Source organism: Flavihumibacter fluminis (assembly GCF_021491375.1).
In the GTDB taxonomy this organism is placed as follows: Bacteria; Bacteroidota; Bacteroidia; order Chitinophagales; family Chitinophagaceae; genus Flavihumibacter; species Flavihumibacter fluminis.
Window position 1 is genome coordinate 63015 of sequence record NZ_JAKEVY010000005.1, and the last position, 17903, is coordinate 80917.

General features: G+C 44.7%; 19 protein-coding genes. 13 read left to right on the forward strand and 6 right to left on the reverse strand.

Annotation, left to right across the window (positions count from 1 at the left end; all coding sequences use genetic code 11):
• Window positions 1-8: 8 nt before the first annotated feature.
• A complete protein-coding gene (locus L0U88_RS17900; RefSeq protein WP_234867791.1) occupies window positions 9-1229 on the forward strand; it encodes an FtsX-like permease family protein in 1221 nt (406 codons plus the stop codon).
• Here the strand turns inward: L0U88_RS17900 and L0U88_RS17905 are convergent.
• Entirely contained in the window at window positions 1226-2062 is an 837-nt protein-coding gene (locus tag L0U88_RS17905) for a transketolase (RefSeq protein ID WP_234867792.1), read from the reverse strand. The genes L0U88_RS17900 and L0U88_RS17905 overlap by 4 nt on opposite strands.
• Before the next feature lie 141 nt (window positions 2063-2203).
• On the opposite strand from L0U88_RS17905, the gene L0U88_RS17910 reads away from it, so the two are divergent.
• Both L0U88_RS17910 and frr read left to right on the forward strand, forming a co-directional pair.
• Complete coding sequence (locus tag L0U88_RS17910) at window positions 2204-3331, forward strand: glycosyltransferase family 4 protein (protein WP_234867794.1); 1128 nt, start codon at window positions 2204-2206, stop codon at window positions 3329-3331.
• Between the two features lie 37 nt (window positions 3332-3368).
• Window positions 3369-3932 (forward strand): ribosome recycling factor, encoded by a 564-nt coding sequence (gene frr / locus L0U88_RS17915; protein ID WP_234867796.1) that lies wholly within the window; start codon window positions 3369-3371, stop codon window positions 3930-3932.
• A 1-nt stretch (window position 3933) separates the two neighbouring features.
• Here frr and L0U88_RS17920 read toward each other — a convergent pair whose 3' ends face one another.
• A complete protein-coding gene (locus L0U88_RS17920; RefSeq protein ID WP_234867797.1) occupies window positions 3934-4809 on the reverse strand; it encodes a DMT family transporter in 876 nt (291 codons plus the stop codon).
• A gap of 58 nt (window positions 4810-4867) precedes the next feature.
• On the opposite strand from L0U88_RS17920, the gene mscL reads away from it, so the two are divergent.
• The 6 genes from mscL to L0U88_RS17950 all read left to right on the forward strand — a co-directional run bounded on the left by mscL (window position 4868) and on the right by L0U88_RS17950 (window position 9751).
• A complete protein-coding gene (gene mscL / locus L0U88_RS17925) occupies window positions 4868-5278 on the forward strand; it encodes a large conductance mechanosensitive channel protein MscL (protein WP_234867799.1) in 411 nt (136 codons plus the stop codon).
• 83 nt (window positions 5279-5361) lie between these two features.
• Window positions 5362-6396, forward strand: coding sequence for a DUF3078 domain-containing protein (locus tag L0U88_RS17930; protein ID WP_234867801.1), 1035 nt, complete (start codon window positions 5362-5364; stop codon window positions 6394-6396).
• Between the two features lie 55 nt (window positions 6397-6451).
• Window positions 6452-7240: a segregation and condensation protein A gene (locus L0U88_RS17935; protein ID WP_234867803.1), complete on the forward strand. Its 789-nt coding sequence runs from the start codon at window positions 6452-6454 to the stop codon at window positions 7238-7240.
• Window positions 7241-7351: 111 nt separating this feature from the next.
• Window positions 7352-8116 carry a type 1 glutamine amidotransferase domain-containing protein gene (locus L0U88_RS17940; RefSeq protein ID WP_234867804.1) on the forward strand — a complete coding sequence of 255 codons (765 nt, stop codon included), beginning with the start codon at window positions 7352-7354 and terminating at the stop codon, window positions 8114-8116.
• A 45-nt stretch (window positions 8117-8161) separates the two neighbouring features.
• Window positions 8162-8812 (forward strand): hypothetical protein, encoded by a 651-nt coding sequence (locus tag L0U88_RS17945; protein ID WP_234867806.1) that lies wholly within the window; start codon window positions 8162-8164, stop codon window positions 8810-8812.
• A gap of 3 nt (window positions 8813-8815) precedes the next feature.
• Complete coding sequence (locus L0U88_RS17950; protein WP_234867808.1) at window positions 8816-9751, forward strand: bestrophin family protein; 936 nt, start codon at window positions 8816-8818, stop codon at window positions 9749-9751.
• Here L0U88_RS17950 and L0U88_RS17955 read toward each other — a convergent pair.
• Window positions 9722-10021, reverse strand: coding sequence for a hypothetical protein (locus L0U88_RS17955; protein ID WP_234867809.1), 300 nt, complete (start codon window positions 10019-10021; stop codon window positions 9722-9724). The two genes, L0U88_RS17950 and L0U88_RS17955, sit on opposite strands and share 30 nt — an antisense overlap.
• Window positions 10022-10084: 63 nt before the next feature.
• Complete coding sequence (gene dxs / locus L0U88_RS17960) at window positions 10085-12013, reverse strand: 1-deoxy-D-xylulose-5-phosphate synthase (protein WP_234867811.1); 1929 nt, start codon at window positions 12011-12013, stop codon at window positions 10085-10087.
• A 157-nt stretch (window positions 12014-12170) separates the two neighbouring features.
• Between dxs and L0U88_RS17965 the strand changes: the two genes are divergently transcribed.
• From L0U88_RS17965 to L0U88_RS17980, 4 genes are read left to right on the forward strand one after another with little or no spacing between them, the layout of a single operon-like run.
• A complete protein-coding gene (locus L0U88_RS17965) occupies window positions 12171-13229 on the forward strand; it encodes a sensor histidine kinase (protein WP_234867812.1) in 1059 nt (352 codons plus the stop codon).
• A gap of 10 nt (window positions 13230-13239) precedes the next feature.
• Window positions 13240-13971, forward strand: coding sequence for a LytR/AlgR family response regulator transcription factor (locus L0U88_RS17970; RefSeq protein ID WP_234867813.1), 732 nt, complete (start codon window positions 13240-13242; stop codon window positions 13969-13971).
• A gap of 59 nt (window positions 13972-14030) precedes the next feature.
• Entirely contained in the window at window positions 14031-15320 is a 1290-nt protein-coding gene (locus L0U88_RS17975) for a M28 family peptidase (RefSeq protein ID WP_234867814.1), read from the forward strand.
• A complete protein-coding gene (locus tag L0U88_RS17980) occupies window positions 15320-16264 on the forward strand; it encodes a M28 family metallopeptidase (RefSeq protein WP_234867815.1) in 945 nt (314 codons plus the stop codon). Before L0U88_RS17975 ends, L0U88_RS17980 begins: the two co-directional genes overlap by 1 nt.
• Here L0U88_RS17980 and L0U88_RS17985 read toward each other — a convergent pair.
• Together L0U88_RS17985 and L0U88_RS17990 are read right to left on the reverse strand one after the other, a co-directional pair.
• Window positions 16251-17009 carry a phosphoglycerol geranylgeranyltransferase gene (locus tag L0U88_RS17985; protein ID WP_234867816.1) on the reverse strand — a complete coding sequence of 253 codons (759 nt, stop codon included), beginning with the start codon at window positions 17007-17009 and terminating at the stop codon, window positions 16251-16253. The genes L0U88_RS17980 and L0U88_RS17985 overlap by 14 nt on opposite strands.
• Before the next feature lie 58 nt (window positions 17010-17067).
• Complete coding sequence (locus L0U88_RS17990; protein ID WP_234867817.1) at window positions 17068-17820, reverse strand: DUF2490 domain-containing protein; 753 nt, start codon at window positions 17818-17820, stop codon at window positions 17068-17070.
• Window positions 17821-17903: the final 83 nt, after the last annotated feature.

Consider the following 17903-nt stretch of genomic DNA (forward strand, 5'->3'; position numbering starts at 1 on the left):
CCGACTCCTTGAATTTTCTATTCGCCTGGCGCTATTTCAAATCGAAGAAATCCACCAATGCCATCAATATCATTGCCTGGGTTAGCGTTGTGGCAGTGGTAGTGGGCACCGCCTCCCTAATTGTGGTACTGAGTGTGTTCAACGGGTTTGAAGACCTGGTGAAATCACTGTACGCCACTTTTTACACGGAATTAAAGATTGTTCCTGCAGAGGGCAAACTACTCCAGCTAACACCGGAGCAGGAAGCTTCGATGGCCCGGATTCCCGGAATTAAAGCCTGGTCGAAAGTGGTGGAGGAAAAAGCCCTGTTGCAGAATGGGGAGGCGCAGACCATTGTGTATCTGAAAGGGGTGGATAGCCAGTATACAGAGGTAACCACCATGGCTGATTATGTTAAAGTGGGAGAGTTTAACCTGGGTACGGCAGAACAGCCCCGGGCTATTTTGGGCGTCGGGGTGGAATCCGCACTAGGGTTGTGGAGCGACCGAGAATTATTACCTGTAACAGCTTATCTCCCCAAGCGCGGTGCAGGCATCAATGTGTCTGACCCGATGTCGGCGCTGATAGCAGAAAACCTGCGAACAGCCGGGGCCTTTGCAGTTCAGCAGGAGTTTGATAATAAATATGTCCTTACCAACCTGGATTTCCTGAAACGGCTGCTCAGCCTGGAGCCGGATGAATATGGCGGGGTGGAAATCGCCCTTCAGCCACGTGCAGATGAAAAAGACATCACCGAAAGCCTGGAAAAACTACTCGGTAAAAACTATACGGTTTTGAGCAGGTACCAGCAAAACCAGGGACTCTACAGTGTTATGCAGATGGAGAAATGGGTGATTTATATATTGCTTTCCCTGATCCTGGTGGTGGCGGCCTTTACCATGATAGGCTCCCTGACCATGCTGGTGCTGGAAAAACAGAAAGATATCCAGGTATTGAAAGCCATGGGTGCTTCCTCCGGAAGGATTCAGGGAATCTTTATCAGTGAAGGTTTTTTGCTGGCGGGCATTGGAGCGGGGGTGGGTATGGCATTGGCTTTACTCATCTGCTGGGCACAGCAAAAATTTGAATTGATTAAACTGGAAGGTGGCAGTTTTGTCATCAACCATTACCCGGTAAAACTCATGTGGCCGGATTTTTTACTGGTAAGTGCAACCGTAGTGCTGGTCGCCTTCCTGGCATCCTGGCTGCCGGCCCGGAAAGCTGCTGCCTCCAATATGGAGCTGGGTTAATAATCACCCAATGTTTCCGGAAGCTGTGCAAGTGCTTTTGCCAGTTGTTCATCATTAGGCGCGATGCCATGCCACTCATGGCTGCCTTCCATAAAATCCACACCTGCACCCATGCCGGTTTTCATCAGAATAACAATCGGTTTCCCTTTGCCAGTGAGTATTTTAGCTTTTTCCAGCATAGCTACTACTGCATCTACATCATTTCCCTTTTCGAGAATCAATACTTCCCAACCGAAGGCTTCAAATTTTTTATCGAGTTCACCGAGATCCATTACTTTTTTGGTAGAACCGTCAATCTGCTGGCCGTTCCAATCGATGGTAGCAATCAGGTTGTCAACTTTATGATGGGCAGCAAACATGGCTGCTTCCCAGTTTTGACCTTCATCCAGTTCACCATCCCCGTGCAGGGAGAATACCAGGTGAGGATCCTTGTTCAGTTTTTTGGCAAGTGCCGCCCCGATCGCCACACTCATTCCCTGTCCCAGTGAGCCACTGGCAATCCGGATTCCCGGAAGATGCTCGTGGGTGGCAGGATGACCCTGAAGGCGACTGTTCAGTTTGCGGAATGTGGAAAGTTCTTTGATATCAAAATAACCGGCGCGGGCCAGGGTGGAATAATATACCGGTGAAATATGTCCGTTGGAAAGAAAGAACAAATCCTCATTATGACCATCCATGCTGAAATCCGGATTGTGCTTCATGACCTTGAAATAGAGTGCGGTAAAATAGTCCGTACAACCCAGTGAGCCGCCAGGGTGACCACTGGAGGCGCCATGCACCATCCGCACAATATCTCTTCTGATCTGGGAAGCGATTTCCTGTAAACTGGCCATATTCAAAAATTGTGGAGCAAATCTAACTTTTTTGACCCGATCTTTACAGGAGGATAAGACTAAATAGGGCTTTTTTTCGTTTATAGTCCAGGGTACGATTTTTTAAGGAGCAGATCATCTCCAAACCGGAAACAGCAGCACATGTTTGACGTCGTTCTATCATTAACCATTGCATTTACAATAACCTTTCTGGCTATTCCTGTAATTATTCGGGTAGCCGCAATGAAGAAGATCTATGATATTCCGGATGAACGAAAAATTCACCAGGCAGCTATTCCAGCCCTGGGGGGATTGGGGATTTTTGCCGGATTTCTTTTCTCCGTTTTGCTGATCGCCAATTTCCAGGAAAGTAAAAATCTTCAGTTTTTCCTCGCAGCGGCAGTGGTAATCTTTTATATGGGATTGAAAGATGATATCATCATCATTTCACCGGTAAAAAAATTCATTGGGCAGGTGCTGGCTGCTTTTATCATCATATACTATGGCGGACTTCAGATCCATAGTATGCAGGGTTTCCTGGGGGTGAACGAATTGCCGGAGTCATTCAGTCTGCTTTTTACCTATCTGACTGCAATCGTGGTGATGAACTCTTTCAACCTGATTGATGGGGTAGATGGACTGGCCGGCAGCCTGGGACTGTTATGCACTACAGTATTCGGAACCTATTTCGTGTTGACTGGACATTTACCGGAAGCCGTGATGGCATTCGCAATGGCAGGAGCACTCCTGGCATTTCTGATATTCAATTTTCAGCCGGCCAGGATTTTTATGGGAGACACCGGATCACTGCTGATCGGATTGGTAAATGCAGTGCTGGTGGTGAAATTTATTAATGTTGCTATGGAGCCGGGACAGGCATTTTCTGTACAAGCCGCTCCGGCATTGGGCTTTGGTATCCTGATGATACCACTGATGGATACGCTGCGTGTCTTTGGGATCCGGATCCTGCATCGTCGTTCTCCTTTTTCCCCAGACCGAAATCATATTCACCATTTATTGCTGGATTTGGGCCTGTCGCATCGTGCAATTGCTATTACCCTAACATCGCTTAATACAGTGGTAATCGCACTAGGGTTTTACCTGCAGGAACTGGGAACAACGGCATTGATGGCCATATTTTTTGGCATCTTCTTCAGTATTATTGGCCTGCTCTACATGGTGAGAAAACGCAGGCCGCAATTGTTTGTTGGTCCCACCAATGAGATCCTGAAACAATCCGGTGGCAAGCTGGTTCCGCTTTCGGAAAACCCCATGATGGAAAAGAAATAATTCCATTTCCTTAGTTTTGCCCGAATAATTTTATAGCATGACCGAAGAATTATCCATGATCCTGGACGATGCCAGTGATACCATGAAAAAAGCGATCAATCACCTGGAAGTGGAGCTTGTTAAGATTAGGGCCGGAAAAGCCAATCCACAGATGTTGGATGGTATCGTGGTAGATTATTATGGTTCGCCAACACCGATTGGCCAGGTTGCCAATATAACGGCGGCGGATGCCCGAACGCTGACCATTCAGCCCTGGGAGAAAAATATGTTGCAGCCGATTGAGCGTGCAATTATCAATTCTAACCTCGGTATCAATCCTCAGAATGACGGAACCATGATCCGGATGTTTTTACCTCCTCTGACAGAAGAGCGTCGCCGGGAACTGGTGAAAAGATGTAATGGTGAAGGAGAGCAATCCAAGGTAGCGATCCGCAGTATTCGCAGGGATGCCATCGAACAGATTAAAAAATTGCAGAAAGACGGTCTGAGTGAAGATGCTGCAAAAGATGCGGAAAAAGAAGTGCAGGAGCTGACCGACAAGCATATTGCCCTGGTGGAAAAACACCTGGCACAGAAAGAAAAAGAAATCATGGCGGTATAAGTCATTTATTCCGGTTCACCAGGTAGACCCCGGCAAGAATGATCAACAGGCAGCCAACCTGCGCCAGGGTGATGGATTCTCCGAAAAGCAATCCCCACCCAATAGCCACAAAGGGAATACCATAAGTAACCAGTGAAGCGAACAAGGTTCCGGCCCTCTTCACCAGCATGTAAAAAATGATGGAGGCGAGGGCCGTTCCCATTACACCCAATACCACGGCCGAACCGGTAGCCATCCACCAGGTTCCACTATCGGGAATCCTATCCATTTCAAAATAACCGGTCTTCCATAGAACTGCCAGAGAAGGCGGGATCAGGCATGCAAAGGCAAAAGAGGCGATACTAACAGAACCAATTCCTTTCAGGTACCGGGCTACCATATTCACATTGATACCATAACAAAGGGTGGCAAGAATAACCAGGGAAGAGTAGGAGAGATAACTCAGCTCCAGTTTTCCGCGAACCAGGAATAGCAGGCAGAGACCAATAAAACCAAGCACTACCCCTGCAATTTTAGCCGCGTTGATTTGCAATTGGAAAAACAGTGCACCAATGCTGATGGTAAACATGGGAGTCAGCGCATTCAGTATGCCTGCCAGTGAGCTATCGATTTTTGTTTCGGCAATGCAAAAGAAAAAAGCAGGAAAAAAACTGCCAAGGAATCCGGAAAGCACCACCAGTCCGATTTTTTCGCGAGGAATTTCACGAAACGATTTCAAAGCCATGGGAAGTAGTATCAGGCCACCACTCAGCATTCGGATGGCGGCTACCTGGTAAGCTGAAAGTGCTTCCATGCCGGCTTTCATCAAAATAAAGGAGCTGCCCCAGATGAGTGCAAGCGCGGCAAAAAGAAACCAGTTCAGCAATTTTGGAGACATCCGGCAAAAATATTTATCTTAATCATATATTTAGACAGATAACCTAAAACCACTTATTATGGGATTTTTCTCTGACTTCAAAGCATTCGCCACCAAAGGCAACCTGGTGGATGTTGCCATCGGTTTCCTGATGGGTACTGCTTTCACGAAATTGGTTGGCTCATTTACCGAGGGGTTAATTGCTCCCATCCTGGGGTTGATTACCGGCGGCAAAGACTTTTCAAAAATGGCGCTCACGATCAAAGAGGCACAACTGGATGCGAGTAATGCTGTGATTTCAGAAGCGATTACCTTTAAGTATGGAGCTTTTCTGACCGCCCTGCTCGATTTCATTATTGTAGCACTCGTTTGTTATGTTTTCATCAAAGCCATACTCCGCAGGCCGCCTGTACCGGAAGCACCGCCAGCCGGACCGACACCTACAGAATCCTTGCTGATGGAAATCCGCGATGAGCTGAAGAAGAAATAAAGATTCTTCTATATATATTTGCAATGGCATTTTGACGTTCTCAAAATGCCTTTTTTTATAAACTAATGAATGAGATAATGACTATGAAAAAAACCATGACCCTGTTTTGCGGATTTTTTTTGCTGGCCGGGTCGTTATTAGCCCAGGATGCCACTGTAAGCGGGCTCAAAAAAAGTGCGGAAAGAGCCACTTATGATGACACCACTTATAAGTACAATGCAAAGGGCTGGCGCAAGGGCGGGTTGTTTAACCTGAATCTGGCCCAGGGTAGTGCCCGCAACTGGGCTGCAGGTGCAGAACGTTCTTCCATTTCTGTAGCAGGATACTCTACACTTTTTGCCAATAAGAAAAAAGGAAAGTTCTTCTGGGATAACACCCTTGACCTTGGTTATGCAGTACAGCGTACCAGTTCGGTAGGAACCCGCAAGACCGATGATAAAATTGATTTTTACAGCAAAGCCGGACAAAAAATAAATGATAAATGGGCGCTGGTAGGAGTTTATAACCTGCGTACCCAGATGACCGATGGATATGATTATAATTACCTGTCAAAGGGAATTCGTCGCCGTATATCCGGACTCTTTGCTCCAGCCTATATGCTTATTTCTCCGGGTATAGAATGGAAGCCTACTTCTTATTTCAGTGTGATGTTGTCACCGATATCCGCACGCTGGGTAATTGTGAGTAATGATCCGTATAGCTATTATTATGAAAACGGCCAGATTCCTTTACCGGATGGCGGCCAGGAAACCCCATTGGCGGCGCTGTATGGCGTAAACCCCAATAGGAAAGTGGCCATGGAAGCAGGTGCTTATTTGTCGGCCAACTTTTTTAAGGAAGTGCTTAAGAATGTATCGTATAAGTCCAGGCTGGATCTGTTCTCCAACTATGCAGGAAAGCGGGATCCGATTACGGATGCAAAAATCGGTGCCCAACCCAAGAATATTGACGTCTTCTGGACCAATAGCATTGCGATGAAAGTGAATAAATTCCTGAGTGTAACATATAATTTCGACCTGATATACGATGATGATGTAAAACAATTCGGGCCGAATGGAAATTCACCGGGTACCCAGGTAAGATCCCTGTTGGGTGTGGGTTTATCAGCAAAATTTTAAGTTTCGTATCTTTCGCGCTTCCCGGGTTTCCCGGGAAGCTTAATTTTTGTGAAGTATGGCCGCGCAGCAACCCTCTTACCAGATCAAACTGCCGCAGTTCGAAGGACCCTTTGACCTGTTGTTGTTCTTTATTGAGCGGGATGAACTGGATATCTATAATATTCCGATTACCCGGATCATTAATGATTTCCTGGATTTCATTCATGGCCAGGAGAAACTCAATATTGAGTTATCCAGTGAATTTATATTGTTTGTATCTACCCTGATGCGGATCAAGGCCAAGATGCTCTTACCGCGCAAGGAGATGGATGCACAGGGGAATGAGATTGATCCGCGCCAGGAACTGGTAGATAAACTGCTTGAATACAGAAAATACAAGCAGGCAGCAGCTGAACTGGCAGAGATGGAAGCGGTGCGGATGCTGATGGTGAAGCGAGGCAATGCTCACAAGGAGCTGAGCCATATCGGCGAAGAAGCCAGTGAAGGATCAGAGATCCAGCAGATCACCTTGTTCAAACTGATGAAGTCGTTTGAAAAAGTAATGCAAAAAGTGTACGACCGAAACAACAAACCAGTTCATACCGTGGTGCAATACAATTACACCATGGAGCAAAGCCGGGAAAGTGTGTTGGATATTTGTCGAACTAAAAAGACCATGAGTTTTGAGAAACTCTTTGAAGTCTGCGAAAACCGCATTCATGCCATTTTTACCTTCCTGAGTATGCTGGAACTGGTACAGCAGAAATACATGCGCCTCATTGTAGGCGAGGGCCGCAATAATTTTATCGTAGAATGGAATGAGGAGCGCGAGGAAGATGTCAATGATTTCTTGCTTCAGTCATAGTTACTATCCAAAAGGGAAGTATCTGTTTACTTAGTTAGTAAATCAGGAAAAATGATGAGATGTATCAAATTTGATACATACTCTTTCTATTCATTGATTTAACTACTAAGTATGAATAATCCAAACGAAAAACAGCGCTATGTTCATCCTCATGGTGCTCCCACAAAAGGTAAGATCTTAATGGTGGCCAGTTCACCGGCAGTTTCAAGTCAAACCGGTTGGCCAATTGGTTTTTGGGCTGCCGAACTCACACATCCCATGTGGGTGTTTGAAGAAGCAGGATACGAAATCGAATTGGTTTCCACTGAAGGTGGAAAGCTTGAAATGGATGGTTACTCCAATCCCACAGATGCCAGCGGTTATTCTGCACACGATATCATATCCTTGGGTTATCTGCAGAAGCCTGAATTTAAAAACATGCTGGAGCATACCAAAAAACTTACAGATGTAAAGCACAAGGATTATGTTGCTATTTTTCTGGTAGGCGGACAAGGCCCGATGTATACATTCAGAGGCAATGCCGGATTACAGCAACTGTTTGTTTCGTTTTATGAAGCAGGTAAGCCGGCGGCAGCTGTTTGCCATTCCACTACGCTTTTATTAGAAGCCAAAACATCAGACGGAGAACTGTTGGTTAAAGGCAAAACCTGGACGGGCTTTGCAAATGCTGAGGAGGACTTCGCAGATACTGCAGTAGGAATAAAAATTCAACCTTACAGAATTGAAGAGGAAGCCAATAAGTTATCCGGAACAACTTTTAAAGTAGCTGCTCCATTTACTTCGTATGCCATTCAGGATGGTAATTTAGTAACCGGCCAACAACAAAACTCAGGAGCTGCAGCCGCAGAACTGGTGGTAGAACTCTTAAGTAAATAGTTATCTTATACAGGCAGGTATTTCCTGCCTGTATAGCTTCCGAACATGATGAAGAAGTTGTTTCTGATAATTCTGATTGGTCTGTACAATACTGCAATGGCTCAAATTCCGGTTGAGCTATTTGGTGGACATGAACGCACTACCGTTGATATCATGTTTTTCAAGTATTTCAAAAACAGGCAGGGTGAAAATTCCCGCTGGTTATTCTTCAATAGAAATCGCGCAAGTTTTGACTATCGAATGACCAAAACAACTTATTTACCACAATTTGGATTTACGGAAGCCATTTCATACAATCATGAGAAATTAAAAGGCTTTGCACCTGTAATGGTTGTGCAGGTTTTAAATTCGGGTATATATCCAAAAGCAGGATTTCAATATGCACATATCAATAAAAGCATGACCATTTTTTCATGGTTTGTATGCGAGCTTCTTAAAAAACCGGATCTGGATTACTTTATACTCTTTCGTTATACTCCGTTGCTTACGGCAAAACTCAAACTTTTTACCCAGGTAGAAAGCGTAAATACATTTCCAACAGTTCGTTCAACTAATTTCAGTTTTACACAACGATTCAGATTGGGCCTTGAACTAAATAATTACCAGTTTGGTTCAGGCGCAGACTTTAACCAGGCAGGTAATGCCTCATTTATTAAGTCGTGCAATTTTGGAGTTTTTATCAGGCATGAATTTTAAACTATGATAGTAAAGCGAAATTTTAATCTTATTAAAGTCGTTCAGTATATCAAAACTGAATTGACTTTTTCGGTTATTATATCTGTAGCTGTTTTTTTATTACATAAGAATAATGTAACAATTCTGCAACTTCCCTTTTCTGTAGCTGCAATACTGGGAAGTGCGTTAGCTATATTTATTGCCTTCAGAAATAACAGTTCCTATAACCGATGGTGGGAAGCCCGAACTCAATGGGGAGGTATTATCAATTCCTGCCGTATTCTGGCGAGATTAACAATTACGTTTACGGATAGCCATGCTCATCAGGCAAATTTTGATAAGGTACGAAGCGAACAATTCAAAAAAGAATTGATTTATAAAACCATTGCCTGGGCTCATGGGTTGCGTTTGCATTTAAGAAAACAGGATAACTGGCAGGAATTGAAAGCATTTTTGCCAGTTCAGGAATACGAACTACTTAAAAAAGCAAACAATAAACCCAATTATATTCAGCTATTGGCTGGGAGAAAGATATATGAAGCCATGGCAAACGGAACTTTGGGTGGTTTTGACAGCTTTCAAATGGAGGGACAGCTATTGGCCCTGGCAAATTATCAGGGTAATTGCGAACGTATTAAAGACACCCCATTGCTAAGGCAATACGATTATTTTACGAGGGTGTTTCTGTATGCTTTTATGTTGCTTCTTCCATTTTCCCTTATTGGTGACTTCACTAAAATGAATAGTGCAATTTTGATGCTACCAGTTTCAATAATCCTGTCTTTTGTTTTTGCCATAATCGGGAAAGTGGGTGAAGTGAATGAAGATCCTTTTGAAAACAGAATTACCGATGTGCCCTTAACAGCTTTGTGCAATACGGTAGAAATAGATTTGCGAGAAATGTTAGGTGAATCCCATTTACCTGAAAAATCAGCAGCAGAAAATGGGTATTTGTTTTAAGCCATACAAACAGAGTTTATTGCAGCGGCTATGCGTTACCAATCCTGTTTTTTTAATCGTATTATTGGCTAGATTGTAGATCACAAATCTTGCCAGACCGGAACCTTCTTTCATATCAACAAAGAAAGCGAGCTGGTCATTATATCCATGCTGTCTGGCAAATTTTTTCAGTCCTGAAGCATGTTGGTTTAGTCTTGAACTGAAATTATCAGGCGACCGTCCGGATAATGCCAACATGGATAAACTGATCAATAATAGTTTAAAAAACATAGCCTGCATTTCCGGAGAGATGCAGGCTATGTTTTATTCCACAATGTACTTACGAATTTAATTTTACTGTAACAGTTGAACCCGCACTTTCTCCTTCATCATATCTCGTAAGGTTTCCGCAATAGCATTGGCATCATAACCACATTCGCGATGTAATTCCTTCAGGCTGCCATGCTCCACGATACGATCGGGAATACCAAGCATTCTGACTTCTGCCTGGTAATTATGTGCAGCCATGAATTCCAATACAGCGGAACCAACTCCACCTACTATTGTACCATCTTCAACTGTAATGATCTTTGTGTAACGCTGGAATACTTCATGCAACATTTCTTCATCCAGGGGCTTTACAAATCGCAGGTCGTAATGGCCTGCATTGATGCCATATTGTTTCACTTCACGAATGGCACTTGCCGCAAAATTTCCAGGATGACCGAAACTCAACACGGCAATCTCTTCCCCATCTTTCAGTTTGCGCCCTTTTCCTATTTCCACTTCCTTCATTTCTGTTCTCCATTCCGGCATAACACCTTCACCTCGTGGATAACGAATCACAACAGGAAGTTTGGTGGATTCCAGTTGAGCTGTATACATCAGGTTGCGCAGTTCCGCTTCATTCATCGGTGCACTGATGATCAGGTTGGGAATACAACGGAAATAAGGAATATCATAAGCACCGTGGTGAGTGGGTCCGTCTTCGCCTACCAATCCCGCACGGTCCAGGCAGAATACAACCGGTAATTTCTGAATGGCAACATCATGTACTACCTGATCATAAGCCCTTTGCATGAAAGAACTATAAATATTGCAATACACTTTCATACCCTGTGTTGCTAATCCCGCACTCACGGTTACTGCATGCTGTTCACAAATGCCTACATCCAGTGCCCGATCCGGCATTTTATCCATCATGATTTTCAGTGATGATCCCGATGGCATTGCAGGGGTAATGCCAAAGATGGCGGGATTTTGTTCCGCCAGTTCCAGAATCGTATGCCCAAATACATCCTGGTATTTGGGTGGCTGGGGCGTATCAAATTTTTTCTTGAATATCTCGCCGGTAATCTTGTCGAAGAGCCCGGGTGCATGCCACTTGGTCTGGTCTTTTTCGGCCAGCTCATAGCCCTTGCCCTTCACTGTAATGATGTGCAGAATTTTTGGACCAGGAATATTTTTCAGGTCCTGCAGGGTATCTACCAGTTTGGTGATATTATGTCCGTCGATTGGACCAAAGTACCGGATTTTCAATGCCTCAAACAGGTTGCTGCTTTTATTCAGCATACCCTTGATCGAGTGCTCCAGTTTGGAAGCCATTTCTCTTGAGAAATTTCCGCCAACCGGGAGTTTACCCAACGCTTTCCAAACATCGTCCTTGAATCGGTTATAAGCTGGTGAAGTGGTGATATCTGTAAGGTATTCTTTCAGGGCACCTACATTGGGGTCGATGCTCATGCAATTGTCATTCAGGATGATCAGCATATCGGCATCAGAAACCCCGGCATGGTTCATTGCTTCAAAGGCCATACCTGCAGTCATGGAGCCATCGCCAATCACAGCCACGGACTTGCGGTCTTCACCTTTGTATTTGGCCGCCAAAGCCATACCCAGGGCGGCTGAGATGGAGGTGGAGGAATGGCCTACTCCAAACGTATCGTATTCACTTTCAGAGCGTTTGGGAAAGCCAGACAAGCCACCGTATTTGCGGTTGCTTGGGAAATTATCACGCCGACCGGTTAAAATTTTATGTCCGTATGCCTGGTGACCCACGTCCCAAACTAATTGGTCGTAGGGGGTATTATACACATAGTGCAGGGCTGTAGTCAGTTCTACCACACCCAGGCTGGCTGCAAAATGCCCTCCATGCACACTCACTACATCAATGATGTACTGCCTGAGCTCGTCACAAACCTGGTGCAATTGTTCTTTTCCCAGCTTCTTGAGGTCGGATGGCTGATTGATCTGTTCTAAAAGTGGCCCCGGTTTAATTTCCATTCGGTAAAAATAAAGCGTATGAGATAAAGAATTTAACAAATCCGTCCTAAAATAGTTGGCTGCCATCCATCCCGGCCAGTTACCCCCGTCCCAATTTATTTGGCCATTAGTACAATTCGGTATATTAGGGGTGGAACAAACAGCTAGATTTGCCTATATGCTACCACGCGGAATTAAATATTATTGGATTTGCCAGGTACTGGGCTGGACCTTCGTGGCCCTGACTATGGTAATTTTCGTATATACCTTCACCCCCTCCAAGATTGATCAGCGCCTGTTTGTGCGGGTGGGACTGATATTCATATCCGGGATTTTTACCACCCATATGTTCCGGGCCTTTATCAAGCGGAGCGGCTGGTTATTATTGCCGATTGAAAAAGTGATACCCCGGATGGCAATGGGAATTGTCATAACCAGTCTGCTTTGTAGCCTGTTGTTCATGGCACTGGTGCAACTCTTTGATGTTCAGACTGATGTGCAGCGTCGGATCGATTTTCCAGCCCGGTTATTGGGGGCTACCCTGGATATTGGTCTTTTTATAATTCCCTGGACGCTGATCTATTATATTTACCATTACGTGGCGAAGAGCCGGAAACAGGAAGTAGATACCCTTAAACTGGAAGCGCTGGTGAAAGAACTGGAGCTGAAGACCATCAAAGCCCATATTAATCCCCATTTCATTTTTAATGCCCTCAACAGTATCAGGGCCTTGATTGATGAAAATCCCAGTCGGGCCAGGGATGCCATCACGGAACTCAGCAATATTCTTCGTAGTAGCATGCAGTCGGAGAAATCAGAAACGGTACCGCTGGAGAAAGAGCTGAATATCGTACGGGATTACCTGGCGCTGGAACATATCCGGTTTGAAGACCGGTTAAAAGTGGAATACCAGATCGATGAAGATACCCTCGATCAACCCATTCCGCCTATGATGCTGCAAACCCTGGTGGAGAATGCCATCAAACACGGAATTGGAAAGCAGATGAAAGGGGGAGTGGTGCGTATTATTTCTGATTTTCGGGATAATTACCACGAATTACTGGTACAAAATACCGGACGTTTATCCGGACATATTAATGGTGATGGATTTGGAATCAGCAGTACCCGCAACCGGCTGCAGCTTCTTTTTGGTGATAAAGCAGATTTCCATATCCAGGAGAGTAATGGCAATATGGTGGAAGCGAGAGTAAAAATTCCGGTAACAGAACCCGCTTAAACGAACACTTATGATAAAGGCAGTACTGATCGACGATGAACGTCTGGCCCGTACAGAACTAAGAAAATTATTATCCGAATTCCCTGAAATTGAAGTGATCGGTGAAGCTGCCAATGCGGCCGAGGGGATTGATGTAATCGAAAACCTCCAACCTGACCTGGTATTCCTCGATATCCAGATGCCGGGTAAAACCGGTTTTGATATGTTGAGCGAACTGGGTAAAGCACCCCATGTGATCTTTACAACTGCTTATGATGAATATGCCCTCAAGGCATTTGAAGTAAATGCACTTGATTACCTGCTCAAGCCGGTGGATACCAAACGCCTGGCAGATGCCATCAATAAATTACATGTGGCAGAGGAGAAGGAAGCTATGGCACCCGCCATCAGTTCCAATCGTAGTTTACTCAGCGAACACGACCAGGTGTTCGTAAAAGATGGAGAACGTTGCTGGTTTGTAAAATTGAGTGATATTCGGTTATTCGAAAGCGTTGGGAATTATGCCAAAGTTTTCTTCGGTAACAACAAACCGCTGATCCTGAAATCACTGAATGCGTTGGAAGAAAGACTGGATGAAAAGGTTTTTTTCCGTGCCAACCGAAAACATATTGTCAACCTGCGACTGATTGAAAAAATTGAACCTTATTTTAACGGCGGACTCCTGTTAGAATTGAAAGGTGGCGAAAAGATTGAAGTGAGCAGACGGCAAACAGTGAAGTTTAAGGAGATGATGAGCTTGTAAGGAAGTGAGACGTCAGACGTCAGACGTGAGAAGTATTTAGTAAGAATTAAGAAATGGATATGAAGTATATATTGATGATGGGGGCGCTGGGATTGGCGCTTCAGGTAAATGCACAGAAGAAATCTAAGAAAGAACCCGGTATTGATATCAAAGAAGTAAGCAGGATTGAAAAGACCCTCTCTGCAGATGATATGGAGGGAAGAAGAATTTTTACTCCGGGTATTGATAAGGCGGCCAATTTTATTGCTGCAGAGTTTGAAAAAATCGGACTGGAAAAGCTTCCTAACAGTAATAGTTACCTGCAATCTTTCAAAATGCTGAAGCCCAATCAGATTGCTGCTTCAGTTACTGCCAATGGTAAAGTACTGGATAATAAAAGTTTCTTTGTTGTTACTCCAAAAGAAAACCTGGTTGTAACAGAGAGCACCGGTTTTGAATTGGTTGCCATCAAAGCAGGCGGCAATTTTATGCAGGAAGCATACGGACATGTTTCCTCCGGTAAAAACAAAGTGGTAGTAGTAGATCCTTCCTACGCATCTAATTTCGGAAGGCTTTCCTTTTTCAAAAGACAGATGATGGAAGGTGGGGCTTCTACAATTTTCATTTTATCTGCTGAGCCGCTGACCAGCTTTTCAGTTACTGCCAATCACCAGTTTGAAGTGTCCAAACTTCATAATGTGGTAGGTGTATTGCCTGGAAAATCCAAAAAGAATGAGTATGTAATCTTTTCCGGCCATTATGATCACCTCGGTATCGGTAAGCCAGTGAATGGTGATTCCATTTTCAATGGGGCGAATGATGATGCTGCTGGTACTACTGCGGTAATCATGCTGGCGAAATATTTTAAACAACTTCGGAATAATGAACGCACCATTCTTTTTGCAGCCTTTACTGCAGAGGAAATGGGAGGTTACGGCGCTACATATTTTTCGCGTCAGTTCGATCCGGCTACTGTAATGGCCATGTTCAATATTGAAATGATCGGTACGGAGAGCAAATGGGGTACAAACTCCGCCTATATTACAGGATATGAAAAATCCAGCATGGGTGAGATCATGAAGAAGAACCTGGAAGGAACAGGATTTACTTTTCATCCGGACCCCTATCCTGATCAGCAATTGTTCTATCGTTCTGACAACGCTACATTGGCCCGGTTGGGTGTGCCTGCACATACCATTTCTACTTCCAAAATGGACAGTGAAAAATATTATCATACCGTTGATGATGAATTTGAAACACTGGATATGGAAAACATGACCCGTATCATTCGTGCTATTGCACTCAGTTCGAGAACCATTGTTGCGGGCACGGATACACCAACAAGGGTAGATACATCCAGTTTGCGTTGATGAGAACTGGTCATATCGCGGTTGCTTTTCTCTTTAGTTGTTTGCTGCTGACGCAGCGGGCTTCAGCACAGTTAGCTGTTGACAGTAGTACCATATTGGAAGATATCCGTAGCTGGATGGAATACCTGACAACTGACCGCTTGAGAGGTCGGGTAGAGGGCTCTCCGCAAAATCAGGAAGTTACCAGGGCTATCGCTGACTATTTCTCCAGCCTGGGATTAAAACCCTACCTGGATAGTGGTCTGCTGCATACCTTTTACCGGGATAATACAGATACTTCCATCTCAACCAGTAATGTGATCGGATGGCTGCCCGGTTCTGAAAAGCCCGAAGAATTCATTGTTCTTTCTGCGCATTTTGATCATGTTCAGGTTGGGTATTACAATAAAACCGACAAGATCTACAACGGGGCAAATGATAATGCATCCGGCACGTCTGTATTGCTGGCAATAGCAAAGCAATTGGTACTAACAGGGCCGTATAAGCGAAGTATTGTTTTTTGTGCTTTTAATGCAGAAGAGGCCGGACTTATAGGTTCTGCCGACTTTGCCGATAAAATCAACCCTGAGCAGATAGTCGCCGGCATTAATCTTGAAATGCTGGGTTATCCGCAGTATGGCAGGCAAGCAGTTATGCTGACGGGTATGTACAATTCAGATTTATACAAGATTTTACGGAAGCGTGCAGAAGCAGCTTCTATCCGTTTTCGGAGAGAGCGGGGAGACCTGTTTGAACGTTCTGATAATTATTCCCTGGCTAAAAAAGGTATCCCTGCACACACGATTATGGCGAGTGATGACCGGGAACCCTGTTATCATCATCCTTGTGATGAATTAAAGCGTATGAACATTCCCAATATGGCGGCGCTTGCCAAAGGCATTATTTATATGATGCAAGGATTGCTGGATGGTTCAGAAACACCAACCAGGATCAGGGTGCAGTAGCACTCAACGCATGAATGGCGGCACTCATTTCACGGATTAATCCAGGATCCTTTTCAATAGCGTTCCCCACTACGATCAGGTCTGCACCTGCCCGGCAATTTCTGTATGCTTTTTCAGGATCGGTAATTCCACCTCCAATGATAAGTGGAACCGTGATCTGTTCTGCCACTGCGGCAATCATAGATTCCCGGATGGGGATTCGGGCTCCGCTGCCGGCATCCATATAAATAAGTTTCATTCCCAGCATTTCCCCGGCCAGTGCTGTACAAAGCGCGATTTCATTTTTATCAGATGGAATAGGACTTGCATTGCTGATATAGGAAACCGTGGTAGGCGCACCCCCATCAATTACCATATATCCCGTACTCATGATTTCCAGTCCGCTTTGTTTTACAAAAGGCGCGCTGATCACATGTTGTCCGATTAATAACTCGGGATTTCTGCCTGAGATCAGGGAGAGGTAAAGCAGCGCATCTGCGTACCGGGAAATTTGAGAGGGGCTGCCGGGAAAGAGAATTACCGGAATATCCGTTAGAGACTTGATTGCCTGTATACATTCATCCAGGTGATTGGAGATCACCAGGCTGCCGCCTACCAGCAGATAATCAACCCGGGCATCCAGGGCAAGTTGCACCAGGGCCGGAATTTCAGCAGGCCGGACTTTATCCGGGTCGATCAGAACGGCAAAAGATTTCTGTTTTGCCTGCTTGCTATTTTGTATCTGTTGATAGATGCCTTTTTGCATTCAAAAGGTAATGGCTAGGGGCAAAAATGCAAAAAAATGCTGGTATGCCCAATTGTGCTTAGAAACGGGTGTATGCAGCAAGTTGAATTACATGGTTATTCACAAAGGCATCTGCCCGCCCCTTTACATGTTGATTCAGGTAGCCCAATTCCACATCAATCTTAGGCTGGATGCGGTATCCGGCGCTTAGTAACAAACGGTTCTGGTCAAAGATTTTTCCATTTACAGGTGTTTTATCCCCAAAATTGAACATCACTTCATTTTGCAGTCCGGCAAATAAGCCTTTCTTAAATGGAAATTCCTGTTTGACTGGAATGACAGTCCGGAAAAAATACCGAACCCGGTTCGCATAAGTATTACCGTCAGCCGACAGGTTGTAGTTCTCAATGGATGGCTGCATTAAAAATCGTTGTTCAAGACGAAGCCGGTGGGTAATGGTGTTTTTTCCAATGATGGGATGTGTATAGAGGGCCTGCTGCCAAAGCCGGTGTTCCGGTAAGTAGCCAGTTACGTTAACAGGCTCATCTGCTGGTCCGGGTACTATAAAACTCCTTCGGTTTGTAATATACCCATATCCTGCAGTCAGTACCAGGCGGTCGTTTAGGTGGTAATTCATTCCGGGACGCAATAGTAGGGTAGACATGGTGGAGTACTGATCACCTGAACGCCACTGCGCATCAAAATGGATACTGAATTTTTTATTGATTTTGGTGGTGGTAAAAGCTGCTAACCAGGTGGTATTGATTGTTTGTGCCTTTACCAGCAGGGAAGCGGCCAAAAGCAGGAGAATCAGAGTGTAAGTACGCATCATAGATCCTTAACTTTGTAAAGAGCAGGCAAGATAATAAAGGATTTTGTAGGGAACCACCAAATAATTTTTTCCTGAATTGGTGG

Coding starts and splice junctions, on each gene's coding strand:
- L0U88_RS17930 (WP_234867801.1), top strand. CDS start 5,362: ATGAAAAAAACCATGACCCTGTTTTGCGGATTTTTTTTGCTGGCCGGG.
- L0U88_RS17950 (WP_234867808.1), top strand. CDS start 8,816: ATGATAGTAAAGCGAAATTTTAATCTTATTAAAGTCGTTCAGTATATC.
- L0U88_RS17985 (WP_234867816.1), bottom strand. CDS start 17,009: ATGCAAAAAGGCATCTATCAACAGATACAAAATAGCAAGCAGGCAAAA.
- L0U88_RS17940 (WP_234867804.1), top strand. CDS start 7,352: ATGAATAATCCAAACGAAAAACAGCGCTATGTTCATCCTCATGGTGCT.
- L0U88_RS17910 (WP_234867794.1), top strand. CDS start 2,204: ATGTTTGACGTCGTTCTATCATTAACCATTGCATTTACAATAACCTTT.
- L0U88_RS17945 (WP_234867806.1), top strand. CDS start 8,162: ATGATGAAGAAGTTGTTTCTGATAATTCTGATTGGTCTGTACAATACT.
- L0U88_RS17975 (WP_234867814.1), top strand. CDS start 14,031: ATGAAGTATATATTGATGATGGGGGCGCTGGGATTGGCGCTTCAGGTA.
- dxs (WP_234867811.1), bottom strand. CDS start 12,013: ATGGAAATTAAACCGGGGCCACTTTTAGAACAGATCAATCAGCCATCC.
- L0U88_RS17990 (WP_234867817.1), bottom strand. CDS start 17,820: ATGATGCGTACTTACACTCTGATTCTCCTGCTTTTGGCCGCTTCCCTG.
- L0U88_RS17920 (WP_234867797.1), bottom strand. CDS start 4,809: ATGTCTCCAAAATTGCTGAACTGGTTTCTTTTTGCCGCGCTTGCACTC.
- L0U88_RS17905 (WP_234867792.1), bottom strand. CDS start 2,062: ATGGCCAGTTTACAGGAAATCGCTTCCCAGATCAGAAGAGATATTGTG.
- L0U88_RS17970 (WP_234867813.1), top strand. CDS start 13,240: ATGATAAAGGCAGTACTGATCGACGATGAACGTCTGGCCCGTACAGAA.
- L0U88_RS17965 (WP_234867812.1), top strand. CDS start 12,171: ATGCTACCACGCGGAATTAAATATTATTGGATTTGCCAGGTACTGGGC.
- L0U88_RS17955 (WP_234867809.1), bottom strand. CDS start 10,021: ATGTTTTTTAAACTATTATTGATCAGTTTATCCATGTTGGCATTATCC.
- mscL (WP_234867799.1), top strand. CDS start 4,868: ATGGGATTTTTCTCTGACTTCAAAGCATTCGCCACCAAAGGCAACCTG.
- L0U88_RS17935 (WP_234867803.1), top strand. CDS start 6,452: ATGGCCGCGCAGCAACCCTCTTACCAGATCAAACTGCCGCAGTTCGAA.
- frr (WP_234867796.1), top strand. CDS start 3,369: ATGACCGAAGAATTATCCATGATCCTGGACGATGCCAGTGATACCATG.
- L0U88_RS17980 (WP_234867815.1), top strand. CDS start 15,320: ATGAGAACTGGTCATATCGCGGTTGCTTTTCTCTTTAGTTGTTTGCTG.